At 69.2% G+C, this 14,540-nt stretch carries 12 protein-coding genes; 7 read left to right on the top strand and 5 right to left on the bottom strand.

The annotated features are described in order from the left end of the window. Nucleotides 1-179 precede the first annotated feature (179 nt). The 5 genes from ACT4N8_RS10595 (at nucleotide 180) to ACT4N8_RS10615 (ending at nucleotide 9,171) form a co-directional block, all read left to right on the top strand. Nucleotides 180-1,256 carry an FAD-dependent oxidoreductase gene (locus ACT4N8_RS10595; RefSeq protein WP_444858092.1) on the top strand — a complete coding sequence of 359 codons (1,077 nt, stop codon included), beginning with the start codon at nucleotides 180-182 and terminating at the stop codon, nucleotides 1,254-1,256. A gap of 111 nt (nucleotides 1,257-1,367) precedes the next feature. Continuing rightward, a complete protein-coding gene (gene hslU, locus ACT4N8_RS10600; RefSeq protein WP_444858093.1) occupies nucleotides 1,368-2,669 on the top strand; it encodes an ATP-dependent protease ATPase subunit HslU in 1,302 nt (433 codons plus the stop codon). Nucleotides 2,670-2,824: 155 nt separating this feature from the next. Continuing rightward, nucleotides 2,825-3,625, top strand: coding sequence for a hypothetical protein (locus ACT4N8_RS10605; RefSeq protein WP_444858094.1), 801 nt, complete (start codon nucleotides 2,825-2,827; stop codon nucleotides 3,623-3,625). A 76-nt stretch (nucleotides 3,626-3,701) separates the two neighbouring features. Next, nucleotides 3,702-5,756, top strand: a complete 2,055-nt coding sequence (locus tag ACT4N8_RS10610) for a TonB-dependent receptor (RefSeq protein ID WP_444858095.1) — start codon at nucleotides 3,702-3,704, stop codon at nucleotides 5,754-5,756. A 175-nt stretch (nucleotides 5,757-5,931) separates the two neighbouring features. Then, nucleotides 5,932-9,171, top strand: a complete 3,240-nt coding sequence (locus tag ACT4N8_RS10615; protein WP_444858096.1) for an autotransporter domain-containing protein — start codon at nucleotides 5,932-5,934, stop codon at nucleotides 9,169-9,171. A 53-nt stretch (nucleotides 9,172-9,224) separates the two neighbouring features. Here the strand turns inward: ACT4N8_RS10615 and ACT4N8_RS10620 are convergent, their stop codons facing one another. The 3 genes from ACT4N8_RS10620 to ACT4N8_RS10630 all read right to left on the bottom strand — a co-directional run bounded on the left by ACT4N8_RS10620 (nucleotide 9,225) and on the right by ACT4N8_RS10630 (nucleotide 11,336). Then, entirely contained in the window at nucleotides 9,225-10,031 is an 807-nt protein-coding gene (locus tag ACT4N8_RS10620; RefSeq protein WP_444858097.1) for an aminoglycoside N(3)-acetyltransferase, read from the bottom strand. 101 nt (nucleotides 10,032-10,132) lie between these two features. Further along, nucleotides 10,133-10,387 (bottom strand): SWIB/MDM2 domain-containing protein, encoded by a 255-nt coding sequence (locus tag ACT4N8_RS10625; RefSeq protein WP_444858098.1) that lies wholly within the window; start codon nucleotides 10,385-10,387, stop codon nucleotides 10,133-10,135. A 127-nt stretch (nucleotides 10,388-10,514) separates the two neighbouring features. After that, the gene (locus ACT4N8_RS10630; RefSeq protein WP_444858099.1) at nucleotides 10,515-11,336 is read right to left on the bottom strand and encodes an LD-carboxypeptidase; all 822 of its coding nucleotides are present in this window, start codon (nucleotides 11,334-11,336) and stop codon (nucleotides 10,515-10,517) included. A 56-nt stretch (nucleotides 11,337-11,392) separates the two neighbouring features. Between ACT4N8_RS10630 and ACT4N8_RS10635 the strand changes: the two genes are divergently transcribed. Together ACT4N8_RS10635 and ACT4N8_RS10640 are read left to right on the top strand one after the other, a co-directional pair. Beyond that, nucleotides 11,393-12,778, top strand: a complete 1,386-nt coding sequence (locus ACT4N8_RS10635) for a glutamate ligase domain-containing protein (protein ID WP_444858100.1) — start codon at nucleotides 11,393-11,395, stop codon at nucleotides 12,776-12,778. Then, nucleotides 12,775-13,290 carry a hypothetical protein gene (locus ACT4N8_RS10640; protein WP_444858101.1) on the top strand — a complete coding sequence of 172 codons (516 nt, stop codon included), beginning with the start codon at nucleotides 12,775-12,777 and terminating at the stop codon, nucleotides 13,288-13,290. Before ACT4N8_RS10635 ends, ACT4N8_RS10640 begins: the two co-directional genes overlap by 4 nt. A gap of 4 nt (nucleotides 13,291-13,294) precedes the next feature. On the opposite strand, the gene ACT4N8_RS10645 is transcribed toward ACT4N8_RS10640, so the two are convergent. Then, nucleotides 13,295-13,822 (bottom strand): hypothetical protein, encoded by a 528-nt coding sequence (locus ACT4N8_RS10645; protein WP_444858102.1) that lies wholly within the window; start codon nucleotides 13,820-13,822, stop codon nucleotides 13,295-13,297. A gap of 102 nt (nucleotides 13,823-13,924) precedes the next feature. Further along, on the bottom strand, nucleotides 13,925-14,473 hold the full coding sequence (locus ACT4N8_RS10650; RefSeq protein ID WP_444858103.1) for a hypothetical protein: 549 nt from the start codon (nucleotides 14,471-14,473) through the stop codon (nucleotides 13,925-13,927). Nucleotides 14,474-14,540 lie beyond the last annotated feature (67 nt).

Genomic DNA, 14,540 nt, shown 5'->3' on the forward strand with positions numbered 1-14,540 from the left:
GTGAAGCTCAGATGCCGCGCCGCCGCCTCGAAGGCGCGCAGCGAATTGAGCGGGAGGTAAGGCCGGATCATCGCGTTGTTCTAACCGCGCGGACGGCAACGGCGATAGCTGAGGAAAGCTACGCCCTCGCCTTACTTCTCCTTGTTTGCCGGGCGAACGGTCGGCACTAGGCTGAGGAGATGGACCGCCGCCTCTTCCTCGGCTCCTCCGCCTCCGCGCTGCTGCTGCCGGGCTGCGTGACGACCGCGGCACGGCCGGCAACGCGGAGCGGGTGCCTGCCGCCGGTCCTCGCTTCACCGGAGCGGGTGATTCGGTCCGTGGCCGGCCTCCGACCCTATCGGCAAAGCGGGTTCGTCGTCCGGGCCGAGGTGCTGGGCGACAAGCGCCTGGTCCACAATTACGGTCACGGCGGCGCCGGCATCACCCTCTCCTGGGGCACGTCGAAGCTCGCCACTCTGCTGGGCTTGCCGGGTCATAGCGGGCCGGTCGCGGTAATCGGCGCGGGCGTGATGGGGCTGACCACCGCCCGGCTGGTCCAGGAAGCGGGCTTCCCGGTCACGCTCTACGCCGCCGCCTTGCCGCCCGACACGACCTCCAACATCGCCGGGGGCCAGTGGAGCCCCTTCGGCCACTATCGCGAGAGCGCGGTCACGCCCGAATGGCGCGCGCAATTCGCCGCCGCGCTCGATTACAGCTGGCGCCGCTTCCAGATCATGGTCGGCGACGATTACGGGATCCGCTGGCTCCCCACCTATACCGAGGGCGAGGCGCCGCGGGACGGCTATCACCCCGGCGCGCGGAGGCTGGCGGAGGACGAGCATCCCTTTCCGGTCGCCGGCGGCATCAGCCGCTTCGACACCATGTATGTCGAAACCGGCCGCTTCCTCCGCCAGCTCACGCGCGACGTGCAACTTGCCGGTGGGCGCTTCGAGGTGCGGCGCTTCACCGGTCCCGCCGAGATTGCCGCCTTGCCCGAGCGGCTCTTCTTCAACTGCACCGGCCTCGGTGCGCGCGAGCTGTTCGGCGACAGCGATCTCGTGCCGATCCGCGGCCAACTCGCCGTGCTGCTGCCGCAGCCGGAGGTGCGCTACGCCTTCACCGGCGAGGCGGGCTACATGTTCCCCCGGGCCGACGGCATCCTGCTCGGCGGCACCTTCGAGCGCGGCGTCGAGGAGGTCGCCACCGAGCCCGAAACCATCGCCCGCATCGTCGCCTCGCACGGCCGCCTCTTCGGCGGCTTTCGCTGCACCGCTTGAAGCGCGGGCGCGCGGCTCCAATCTAGCGGCTCTATGGAATACCAGCCCAGCCGCCCGGAGCCCTCCGGGGAGATTGACTTCGCGCCCGACACCCCCAGAGAAGCAGGCCAGATGAACGATCAGCTCACGCCCAAGGCGGTGGTCGCCGCGCTCGACGCCCATATCATCGGTCAGGACGAGGCGAAGCGCGCCGTCGCGGTCGCCCTGCGCAACCGCTGGCGGCGCCAGCAGCTCCCCGACGCGTTGCGCGACGAGGTCACGCCCAAGAACATATTGATGATCGGCCCCACGGGCTGCGGCAAGACCGAGATCAGCCGCCGGCTGGCGAAGCTCGCCGACGCGCCGTTCGTCAAGGTCGAGGCGACCAAGTTCACCGAGGTCGGCTATGTCGGCCGCGACGTCGAGCAGATCGCCCGCGACCTCGTCGAGGAGGCTGTGCGGCTCGAGAAGGAAAGGCGGCGCGAGAAGGTGCGCGAAGCCGCGTCCGAGGCGGCGATGGAGCGGCTGCTCGACGCGCTGACCGGCAAGGGTGCCAGCGTCGCCACCCGCGAAAGCTTCCGTGCACGCCTGACCGACAACAGCATGAACGACGCCGAGGTCGAGATCGAGGTGATCGACCAGCCCGCGACGCCGTTCGAGATCCCGGGCATGGGCGGTCAGGTCGGCATGATCAATCTATCCGACATGATGGGGAAAGCCTTCGGCCAGCAGCCGAGGAAGAAGCGCAAGCTGCGCGTCGCCGAGGCCTGGGACAAGCTCGTCGAGGAGGAGCAGGACAAGCGTCTCGACACCGACGACGTGAACCGGGTCGCGCTCAAGGACGCCGAGGCGAACGGCATCGTCTTTTTGGACGAGATCGACAAGATCGCGGTCAGCGACGTGCGGGGCGGATCGGTCAGCCGCGAGGGCGTGCAGCGCGACCTGCTGCCGCTGATCGAGGGCACGACGGTCGCCACCAAATACGGCCCGATGAAGACCGACCATATCCTCTTCATCGCCTCGGGCGCCTTCCATGTCGCCAAGCCGAGCGACCTGCTCCCGGAGCTGCAAGGCCGCCTGCCGATCCGGGTCGAATTGAAGGCGCTCACCGAGGCCGATTTCGTCCGCATCCTTTCCGACACCCAGGCGAGCCTGACCGAGCAATATCGCGCCCTGCTCGCCACCGAAGGCGTCACGGTGAACTTCGCCGAGGACGGCATCCGCGCGCTCGCCCGCATCGCCGCCGAGGTGAACGAGAGCCTCGAAAATATCGGCGCCCGGCGGCTGCAGACCGTGATGGAGAAACTGCTCGAGGATGTGAGCTTCGAGGCGGAGAACCGGGCCGGCGAGACGGTCACGGTCGACGCGGCTTATGTCGAGGCGCAGCTCGCCGACATCGCCCGCGACACCGACCTCAGCAAATATGTGCTCTAGACGGACGTCCCCCGGGCGTCTGAAAATCCGATTGGTTTCGTTAACCGGCGTTCCCTGGCCACGACTCGTCGCTTGACATGCACCCCGAAGGGGTGACCGCGGCGTTATCCCTCCAATTCTACCATTGGAGGCTTGAAATGACCTTTAAGATCAGAATGTTGACGGCTGCCGCGGTGCTTGCGCTGCCGGTCGCCGCGGGCGCTCAGGTGAGCGTCTCCACCGGCGCCACCGGTCAGGTGACCGCGCCGCAACCGACCATGGATCAGGTCAACCAGACTGTTCAGGAGGTGGAGGACGAGGCGGCCCGGACCGCGCGCGAATCGCAGGGCACGGTCGATGAAACCGTTCGCCGCGCCGAGGAAACGGTCGAGCAGGCCGCCGATGAGGCAGCCGACACGGCGAACGAGGCCGCCGACACAGACGACAGCGCGGCCGACGCGGCTCCGCCGGTGGACGCGAATGCGCAGACCAGCGTGCGGACCGGCGTCAACACGGCTCCGCCAGCGGACGCCAACGCGCAGACCAATGCGCAGGTGAGCGCCGACACGGCTCCGCCGGCGACCGCCAACGTGCAGACGAACGCCCAGGTCGGCGCCGATACGGCTCCGCCGGCGAATGCCGATGCCCAGGCAAATGCGCAGGTCGGCGCCAATACGGCTCCGCCCGCGAACGCCAATGCCCAGGCGAGTGCACAGGTCGGCACCCAGGCTCAGGCCGGTCCGGTCGTCGCCGCGACCGCCGCCGACGTGACTGCCGGCGCGGCCGTCCGCGACGCACAGGGCGGCGAGGTTGGCACGATCGAATCGGTCGACGCCGACAGCGCGATCGTCAGCACCGGGACGGTGCGGGCGGATATTCCGATCACCAGCTTCGGCAAGAACGGCCAGGGGCTGGTGCTCGCGATCACCCGCGCGCAGCTCGAGGCGCAGGCCCAAGCCCGCACGCCGACTCCGTAAGGGCGATCCACGCCCTTAATCGAAGCCGCGCCGGGCACCCCTCCCCGGCGCGGCTTTTTGTTGTTAGCGCTAGCGGGTGATCCGCCCCGCTTTTCTCTTCTCACTGCTTCTCGCCTCCGCGACGCCTGCGGCCGCCCAGGACGATCAGGTCATCGTCGTCACCGGCCGGGGGCTCGGCGCGGCGCGGGCCGATGCCGCCTATGACGTGATCGAGATCGACCGCGCCCGGCTCGCCGCCTCCCCGTCCAACCGGTTGGAGGACGTGCTGCGCGACATCCCCGGCTTCCAGCAATTCCGCCGCTCGGACGCGCGTAGCGCCAACCCGACCAGTCAGGGCGCGACCTTGCGCGCGCTCGGCGGCAATGCCTCGAGCCGGGCGCTGCTGATCCTCGACGGCGTGCCGCAGAGCGATCCGTTCGGCGGCTGGATCGCCTGGCCGGCCTTCGATCCGCGCCGACTCGGCCGGGTCGGAATCACGCGCGGCGGCGGCAGCGGCGTCCACGGCCCGGGCGCGCTCGCCGGCACGATCGAGCTGGAGAGCGCCGCGCCCGACGAGATCGAGGGCCTCACCGCGAGCCTCGCTTACGGCAGCCGCGACAGCCTCGATGCCTTCGCCGGGGCGGGGGTGATGCTCGGACCCGGCTTCCTGAGCCTCTCCGGCAGCTTCGCCCGGGGCGACGGTTTCGTGCCCGTCGTCGCGGAACAGCGCGGACCGGCCGACCGGCCGGCCCCCTACCGGCAGGCGAGCCTCGCCCTGCGCGCGGTGACGCCGCTCGCCCCCGCGCTCGAACTGCAGACCAATACCGGCGCCTTCACCGATCGCCGCGAGCGCGGCACCGCGTTCAGCGCCATCGCCAACGAGGGCGCCGACGCCTCGCTGCGCCTCGTCGGCAGCGGCGCCCTCCCCTTCGCCGCTCTGGCCTATGTCCAGCTGCGCGACTTCGCGACCAGCTTCGCCGCGGTCAGCGACGACCGCGCCACGGCGAGTCGAGTGCTCGATCAATATGCCGTCCCCGCCACCGGCCTCGGCGCACGCTTCGAGCTGCGCCCGCCCGTGGACCCCATCGAGCTTCGCCTCGGCGCGGACGGGCGCCAGACCGAAGGGCGGACGCAGGAGCTGTTCCAGTTCGTCGCCGGCGCACCAAGCCGCGGCCGGATCGCCGGCGGGCGGACTCGGACGCTCGGCGCCTTCGCCGAATTGAGCTGGGAAAGCGGGCCGTGGCTGCTCACCGCCGGCGCGCGAATCGACCGCTGGTGGATCGCGGACGGACGGCTGCGCGAGCGACTGCTCGCCACCGGCGCGACGCTGACCGACACCGCCTTTCCCGACCGCACGGGCTGGGAGCCGACCGGCCGCGCGGGCTTCGCCTGGCGCGCCTCGCCTCAACTCAGCCTGCGCGCAGCCGCATATCGCGGCTGGCGGCTGCCGACGTTGAACGAGCTCTATCGGCCGTTCCGGGTCGGCGCGGACGCGACCGCGGCCAACGCGGCGCTTTCTCCCGAACGGCTGAACGGGATCGAGGCCGGGCTGGACTGGCATCCCACGCCCGCCTTCCGCCTCGGCGCCACCGTCTTCGCCAACCGGCTCGAGGACGCCATCGCCAACGTCACTCTCGGCCAGGGGCCGGGCACCTTCCCCGGCGTCGGCTTCGTCCCGGCGGGCGGCCAGTTCCGCCGACGCGAAAATGTCGAAGCGGTGCTCAGCCGTGGCGTCGAGCTGGACGCGCGCCTTACACTTGGCCGTTGGCGACTCTCCGCGGGCTACAGCTTCGCCGACGCCGAGCTTCGCGCCTCGGGCACCGCCGCGCCGCTCGACGGCCTCCGCCCGGCCCAAACGCCGCGTCACGGCGCCACTGCGACGCTGGCCTGGGACGGCCCCACCGGCGCCACCGCCGCACTCACCACCCGCTACGTCGGCAGCCAGTATGAGGATGACCTCAACCGCCAGCTTATCCCCGACGCGCTGACCTTCGATGCAGTCGTCGTGGTGCCCGTCGCGCAGAGCCTCGCGCTCGAGGTGCGCGCCGAGAACGTGACGAATGCGCGGGTGATCGCCGGCATTTCGGGCGCCGGCATCGTAGAGCGCGCGACACCGCGCACCGTGTGGTTTGGCCTTCGCTGGCGGGGATAAGGGGCCGATAGATGGCGGTAACTGCGGTTAATACTGCATCTGACATAGTAATGCGCAAGACCGCGATTCCCTCTTGCGCCGGCCAATTCTTGCCCTAGCCTGTTCGGGCTCGAGGAGGGGGCGACTCGTGGGCGCAGCTGAGTCCTCCCTTATTTGTGCAGGGGGAGAAACAATCATGCGATCGACGACGATTTCGGCCTTCCGCCGCAGCCTGCTCATTGCCACCACCGGCTTCGCCATCGCGGCATCGACCGGGGCGCACGCTCAGGATCAGGCCGTCCCGAGCGGTGGCGAAGAAGACTCATCGATCGTTATCCGCAACGACCTCGACCCCAATGCTCCGCCGCCGGGCGGCGTCCTCGACAGCGGCGTCACCGGCGTCGGCCAGATGACCGTCCGCGTCAGCCCCACCTCGACCAGCATGAGCTTGTGCACCGGCACGCTGATCAATCCGCGCACCGTGATCTTCGCCGCCCATTGCGTGAACGGCCGTCCGGCGGAAGCCTATGGCTCCAACGGGACGCCCTTCGGCGCCTGGACCGCCGGCGGAACCCCGATCGCGTTCGGATTCAACGCCGACAATCTGCCGGCGGTTCGGCTCTGGCTGGGGCTTTCGTCCGGCGACGGCGAGCCGGCCAATCCGGCGCTCCTCCACCAGACGAATCTCGCCCGCGCCCTCTATGCCGTCGAACAGGTGTGGTACGATCCGCGCTCCCGAGCGCCAACCTCATGCACGTCGGCTACCTCCTGCTTCCTGCAGGCGGACATCGCCATCGCCACGCTCGACACGCCGGCCTTCGACATTCCGACCTGGGCGATGCTCTTCTCGCCGCTGGACGGGCCGACCCACGCGATCATCACCGGCTACGGCAATGCGGGACGCGAAAACAGCGCTACGATCGCGATCGACTGGCGCCGCCGCTCTGCCGAGAACATGATCGCGGTGCTCGGCTCGCTCAACGACCGCAATTCGTGGCTGTTCGGCTCGGGCAGCATCACTAACGGCCTCTATCTCTTCGATTTCCGGGACCCGAACCCGAACTACAATCCCGCCGCCGGGCGGTTCGATTTCGGGCTGTACGGCGACGACGCCGCGCTGCCGCGCGAGGGCACGACCGCCGGCGGCGATTCCGGCGGCCCGCTGATCGTCGATCAGCGCTACGACCGCCCGGTCACCGTCGGCGTACTCTCCGGCGGCACCCGCTTCTTCGCCGCCCAGGCCGGTCATCGCTACGGCACGGACAGCTTCTATCAGCCGCTCTTCCTCTATTGGGACGTGATTGTCGCCAACAACCCTTACGTCTATGCCGGCAACCTCGGCGGCAATGGCGACTGGGAGGATCCCGCCCACTGGGTCCAGCTGATGGATCCCAATTACATGATCGATGTCGACGGCGAGCTGGTGAATTCGCTCCCCGGCACCCCCGCCCAGGGCATTGCCGGCGGCGGCGCGGCCTTCGGCCAGATCTGCTTCCTCGGCGATTGCACGACGCTGAGCAGCGCCGCGCCGACCGGCGACGGAACGCCCATCTTCATTCCCGGCGGGCCCGGCTCGACCAACTTCGTGCCGAACAACGTCACCGCCAATCCCGCGGGGGGCATCCGAGCTCGCTATTATGACGTCACCCTTGCCGCGCCCGGAACGACGTCGCTGAGCTCGTCCGTGACGATCGACCGGATGACGTTGGACGGAGAGACCCGTCTCCACGTTCGCACCGGCGGGAGCCTCAATGTGCTCGGCGAGTACAACCAGCTGCAGGGCTGGACCACTGCCGACGGCCTCGTCGCGAGCGGCCGCGACATGATGTACCTGTCCGGCCTGCTCTCCGGCTCCGGCACGATCCGGGCGCCCTTCACGACTGTGGTCGGCGCGATCGTCGCGCCCGGCGGCGGCAATCGGGTCGGCACGCTGACCGTTGACGGCAACTTGATCCTCGCTTCTGCCTCGTCGCTGTTCGTCGATGTCGGACGAGGCGCCGGCGATCGCCTGACCGTGACCGGCGCCCTCGCTCTCGGCGGCGGCTCGCTCGTCTTCAACAAAGTCGGCGCGGCGCCGCGCCACGGCGATACCTGGACGATCGCCACCGCGGGCGGAGGCGTCGACGGCACGTTCGGGACGATCTACTCGTTCCAAGGCGTGCTCCGGCCCGAGCTCACCTACAATCCGAACAATATCGTCGCGACGCTTCGCGCCGGCAGCCTGGTCACGATCCTCGACGGCCAGAATGCGACCGCGATCGCCTTCGCCGAGGCGCTCGATCAGCTCCGCGGCAATTCGTACGCCTCGCTGTACAACCTCTACGGCGTGATCGACCTGATGGACGGGCGGACCCTTACCGCGACCCTGTCCGGCCTGGCACCCACCGTCACCGGCGAGCATCGCTCCCTGCAGGAGCGGCAGAGCCGGGCGATGCTGAACGTGATCGGCGATCGCCTGTCGCTGCTCGGCACCGGCCCGACCGGGACGCTCAGCGTTACCGGCTCCGGGGCGCTCACCCACGCGCTGGCGACCGGCCGGGCGCCGGCCGCGCTCGGCGTCAGCTCGATGGTCCCGGGCAGCCAGGGCGTGCAATCGCTGCCGCGCGGGATGACCGGCTTCGTCAGCACCGGCTATCTCACCGCCGGCAATGCGAGCCAGGCCGCGTTCAACGGCGGCCAGCGCAGCTGGTATGCCAGCATGGGCCTCGAAATCCAGGCGTCCGAGAACGTGACGATCGGCAGCGCCTTCGGCTTCGCGGACGGCCTCAGCGTGCCCGGCCTTCAGGGCCGGACGGAATCGCGGACCACCCAAGCCGCTGCCTATGGCTCATACCGGCTCGGCGGCGGCCTCTACGTCGCGGGCCTGGCTTCGGCCGAGGTCAGCCGCGCCGACCTGGAGCGCCGCACCGCGACTGGCCATATCGCGTTCGACCTCTACGGCGCGACCCAGTCCCGCCGCTACAACGTGATGATGGAGGCCGGCGCCAATCTCGCCGCCGGGCATGGCCTGACGCTCACCCCGCGGGCGTCGCTGGCTTATTCCTCCTACCGTCTCAACGGCTTCCGCGAGACGGGTGGCGAGGCTGCGCTGCAAGTCGACGACCTTCGCCTCCAGAACCTCGAGGCCCGCCTCGGCGCAAGGCTCACCGGGGCGATGCGGATGGGCGGCTGGACACTGGAGCCGCAACTCCAGGCCGATTATGTCCACACGGTTTCGGGAGCCGATGACGGTATGCTCGTCCGCTTCGCCAGCGCGCCCGATTTCGCCTTCGCGCTGCCGGTGGCGGGGGGCGATTGCAACTGGGCGGAAGTGCGCGGCGGGCTGCGCCTCGACAATGGCCGCGTCTCGTTCGGCGGCGCGATCGAGAGCAGCATCGGCCGTCAGGCGGACTTCCGCGACGACCGGGCGATGGCGGAAATGACGATCCGCTTCTGATCGCAAGGACGGAAATGAGAGGGCCCGCGGCCAGCACGGCCGCGGGGCCCTTCTCATTTTAGGTTCGCCTCCATCCAGCGCGTGCCGAAATCGACCAGATCGGCCGCATCGAGCAATTCGCTGCGCGCCTTGCCGACCTGCCCTTCGCGGTGCCGGCCGAGCGCCAGATAGGCCTGCAAGATGTCGACAAAATAGTCGTCGCCATCCCAATCCGCGATGCCCCGGCTGTCGTCGAGGCAGTCGATCCAGACATGGCGCGGCACCCCACCCGAATCGGCGATCACATAATCCCAGCGCGTGCGCGTCTTGTTCGGCAGCTCAGCAAGATATTCGGCATAGTGAAGCGCCGTCACCGTGTCGGGGTTCGCGCCGAGCCGAAGAACTCGCCCGCCCGAGGCGACGAGCTTTTCCAGCGGCGAGCCCGGGCCGTAATAATCGTGCCATGGCTGATCCGCCATCAGCTCCGGCGCCCGCGCCCCGCGCGCGCCGAACCGGCCGCTTGGATTGTCGCTGAGGATCGTGCCCGACCGCCGCCGGAAGGTCTCCGCCAGCCAGCCGACCTCCGCCATCGCGGGGGCCGTCGTCTGGGCGAGGGGCGCACTCCCGGCGAGCAGCGCCGCTCGCGCCTCGAGGGGACCCTTGTTCACCCAGTCCATCTCGTAATGGCTGCCGAGCACCATCATTAAGGTGCCCTCTGCGCCGACCGCTGCCTCAAGCGCATCGTGCAAGCGCTCCGCCCCATCGGCACCGGCCTCGGCGCGGGACAGGCCGATCCGGCGCAGCGAAGCGTGGACCATCAACAGGTCGCCGGTGCGCACGCCAAGCGCGCGCAGGTCGGCGAGCAATTCTTCACTCGTCATCGGGAAAACCCTCCTGGCCAGAAACCGAAAACCGCCCATCCCAGCGCTGGCCGGGCGGGCGGTTCACGTGGTCTGTGGCCGGGCGATCGCCGGCGAGGATCCTAGCTGAGATGCCTGGACAGATGCTTGTTCATCTCGAACATGGTGACCCGGTCCTTGCCGAAGATCGGCCGAAGCTTGTCGTCCGCGATGATCTCGCGCTTGTTCTGCGGATTCTGGAGATTGTTCTTGCGGATGTGGTCCCAAATCTTGCTGACCACTTGGCTGCGCGGAAGCGGCGCCGAGCCCGTGATTGCCGCGAGTTCCTTCGACGGAGTCACCGGCCGCTGCAAACCGCTCTGCCTACCTTGTGCCATTCTTCCCTCCCTGTGAGTTCTGCCGCCCGATAGAGCGCAAATCCCGCCCCTTGGCAATGCCGTAGGGGCAGTTTGCCTCCGTTTTCGCCCCTCTGGCAGCGCTTTTCTGTGGATAGAGCGGCGAACGTCACGAGAGCAGGCCGAACGGCACCACCTTGTTCGTCGAGTCGTGCCCGATGTCGGCGCGGCCGAGATAGGGGATTTGCGCGCCCGCGCACCAGCGGCGGACAATCTCCTCCTCGCCCTCGCCGAAGTCGGGATCATTGGGCAGGACGTCGCTGACCCGGCCGAGCCGCAGCCCCGCCGCGCGCCGCACGTTCGGATTGGCGGTGAGGTGGAACATCGCCCGGTCGAACGCATACATATGCTCCGACACCTCCTCGATCAGCAGGATGCGATCGGTGAAGTCGGGCTCCAGCGGCGTTCCGAGCAACTTGCCGAGGACGGCGAGATTGAACGCGAAATGGCGTCCTTCCGGATCGAGTCCCGGCTCCAGCGCCTCGGACGCGCGCGCTGTCAGCCAGTCCAATGCGCGCTCAATCGCCGCCTCACCGCCCGCGCGCATCGCGTCCTGCGGCATCGGGCCGTGGGCGAGCCGGGCAAAGCCGGCGCGCGCCATCCCCGCAAGCAGGAAGCCGGCATCGCTGTAGCCGATCCAGATCTTGTCGCGCGCCGTCTTGCCCATCCGGCCAATCGCCGCCTCCGCGATCCGGCAGGCGCCATAACCGCCGCGCGCGAACCACACGGCATCGAAGCCGGGATCGTTCGCGACCTCGACGAGGGCATGACCTCGATCGTTGTCCGATCCCGCGAAATGATTGTGCGCGAGGAAGCATTGCGGGTGAAAATGGAGCTCGACCTCCGGATGGCGTTTCGAGGCGATCGCGGTCGCGCGCTCGGCCGTCTCCCTGCTGAAGCGCGAGCTGGGCGCCACCACCGCGATCCGCATCCCCGCTCCTTTCACCGCCCGGTTGAACTCCGCCTGGCTTGCAATAAAGCGGGCGGGTGAGCGAGGCCAAATCCTATTTCTTCTGCGGCATTGGCGGCAGCGGCATGCTGCCCTTGGCGCTGATCGTCCAAGGGCGCGGGCACGAGGTGAAGGGCTCGGACCGCACCCTCGACCAGGGCCGGCTTGCGCCCAAGTTCGAATATCTGCGCGCGCGAGGCATCGAACTGTTCCCGCAGGACGGCAGCGGCCTCACGCGGGCCGATCAGATCCTGGTCACCTCGGCTGCGATCGAGGAGACGGTCCGCGACGTGGTGAAAGCGAAGGAGCGGGGCGCGGCGCGGGTGAACCGGCCGGAATTGCTCGCTGAACTGTTCAACGCCGCCGAGACCGGCATAGCGGTCGGCGGGACGAGCGGCAAATCGACCGTGACCGGGATGATCGGCTGGATTCTGCATGCGCTCGGCCGGGATCCGACGGTGATGAACGGCGCGGTGATGAAGAATTTCGCCGGCGCCGACGCACCCTTCGCCAGCGCCCTGGTCGGCGCGGGCCCGGATTTCGTCAGCGAAGTGGACGAAAGCGACGGCTCGATCGCGCTCTATGCCCCGCGCGTTGCCGTCCTCAACAATGTCACGCTCGACCACAAATCGCTGGACGAGCTCCGCCACCTCTTCCGCGACTTCGCCGCCAGGGCGGAGACGGTCGTGCTCAACCTCGACGATGACGAGACCCGATTGCTCGCGGCTGCTTTGCGCCCTGACAAGCTCAGGACCTATTCCTTCGCCGACCCAAGCGCCGATCTCTTCGGCTCCGCCGTCGAGGAGGCACCGTTCGCCGTCTCCTTTCGCATCGACAATGTGCCGGTGCGGCTCCAGGTGCCGGGCCGGCACAATGCCGAGAATGCGCTCGCCGCGCTCGCCGCCTGCGAAGCGATTGGCGTTCCGCTTGCCGAGGCGGCCGGGGCGCTCGCCGGCTTCACCGGCCTCAGACGCCGCTTCGAACTGGTCGGCGAGGCCGGCGGGGTCAGCGTGATCGACGATTTCGGGCACAATCCCGACAAGATCGCCGCCACCTTGCGCACGCTCCACGCCTTTCCGGGACGCCTGCTTCTGTTCTTCCAGCCGCACGGCTACGGCCCGTTGCAGACGATGAAGGACGCGCTGATCGAGACCTTCGCGCGCGGGATGGCGCCGGACGACGTGCTGATCATGCCCGACCCGGTCTACTATGGCGGCACGACCAGCCGCGAGGTGGGCAGCGGCGACATCGTTGACGGCGTCGTCGCGGCCGGGCGAAAGGCGGAGCACATCCCCGAGCGCGCGCAATGCGGCCAGCGCCTCGCGGGTCTCGCCCGGCCGGGCGACCGCATCGTCGTGATGGGCGCCCGCGACGATACGCTCACCCAGTTCGCGGAGGACATCTTGGAACGGCTCACGCGATGATCCTGCTCGCGCTCGCCCTCGCGCTGCAGACGCTGCCGCCACGCCCGGCCAATCTCAGCTTCGAGCTTGGCATGGCTGGCTGGCGTGTGGAAGCGCATCGCGGGATGGCTGCCGGGATCGCCACCAATCGCGACTGGCTGCGGCCGCAGGCGGCGCAGGGCGAAGCGTGGCTCAACGCCGGCTGGCGCGCCCGCAGCGGGGCGCCGCGCAATGCGGAGACACGGATCTTCACGTCCTTTTCCGCCCATGGCTGGCGCGGCCGCCGGATCGCGGTGACCGCGATGACCCGCGCGCCGGGCTTCGCGGGCGGGGCCTCGCGCCTGGTCGTGCGCAGTCTCGGGCGGGATGCAAGCGAGGCCAGCGTCGCGATCGGCGCGAGCGAAGGCTGGCGGCGGCACCGGGTGGAGCTGGCCGTCCCGCGCCGCGCCGAGGCGATCGAGATCGGCTTCGTCGTGGCGGGCACGCGCGGCGAGCTCGACGCCGACGACATCCGGATCGAAACTTTGCGCTAACGCGTCAGAAGCGGGTCATCGTCTCCTGTGAGCCGTTCTCAACCTGCTCGCTGCGCGTCCCCGGACGGTAGCCGAGCCGGCGCAGCGCCGCCGCCGAGGGTAGGTTCGTCCGCCCGTGACAGAGCCGCATGTACATGCCGGCCGAACTGTACTGATAGCCGCCCAGGTCGAAGAAATCGAGGAAATGGACGATCAGACCCTCCTCGCCCTCCTCCCAAAACGCATAAGCAGGGCGACGGGTCGAGCAGAAGGCATAGGCTTCGCTGGTCTCGGCGTCCCACTCGATCCCGGCGCGGTCCGGGCGGCGCGGAATGTCGCCATCGGGATGGAGCGACACGCCGCGCCGCGCGACGATCCGGACCAGCGCGCCCTGCGCCACGCGCGTCACGGGCTCCACCCGCGCCACCCGCATCCAGACGCAGGCGCCCTGGCGGCAGCCGGCGAGGATCGTCTCGCCCGCCCGCGGCTGAGCGAGCGCCATCGCGGCCGGGATCGCCAGCACGACAAGCAGCAGCATGTAGAGACGGCGCATGGCGCGAGGCTATCGCGGGCCGGTCACGCCTGTCCAGCACCCGCAAACAAAACGGCGGGCCGAAGCCCGCCGTCAGTGGTCACTCTAGGGAAATACGATTCGTCAGCCGGCCACGGTCGTGTCGACCTTCTCGACCCATTCGGGGAAGAAGACCGGATCGCGGTTCGACCAGCCCGGCGCGGTCGCCGCCGCCTCGCTGATCGACTGGAGCAGCAGCCGCCGCCGGTCGGGATGAAGATGCGGCAGCGCGGCGGAGGCGCAGAAGGCGCCGGGCAGCCACGGCCGTACCGCCGCGCCGATCAGCCGCTCGTAGAGGAAGCGGTACGAGGCGAAGCAGGGCAGCCGATCCTGGCCGAGATCGAACGCGGTCATCGTGATCAGCGGCGCCATCAGCGGCTCCATCGCGTCGAGCCCGCTATCGTCGGGCACGCTCTCGCGGATCAGGTCGAGCCGGCCGTAGACGCGCTCCTGGGCGCGGATGCTGGCGGCCTCGGCCGGGTCGCGCGACCAGCGGCGGACCGCGTCGCGGCGGTCGAGGCCGACGTCGAGCGAACGGCGGATATAGCGCTGGGTGCCTTTGCCGAAGCCGGCAAATTCTTTCATCTCGGCCAGTGCCACCGCTCCGCTGGCGGGCCGAGTCCTCGTACTCATGTCCCACACTCCTTTTGCCCTGGGTGGGATCATGCACTGGGACGACTTACCAGGCCGTTAACCAGAA

This window comes from Sphingosinicella sp., from assembly GCF_052387495.1.
In the GTDB taxonomy this organism is placed as follows: Bacteria; Pseudomonadota; Alphaproteobacteria; order Sphingomonadales; family Sphingomonadaceae; genus Allosphingosinicella.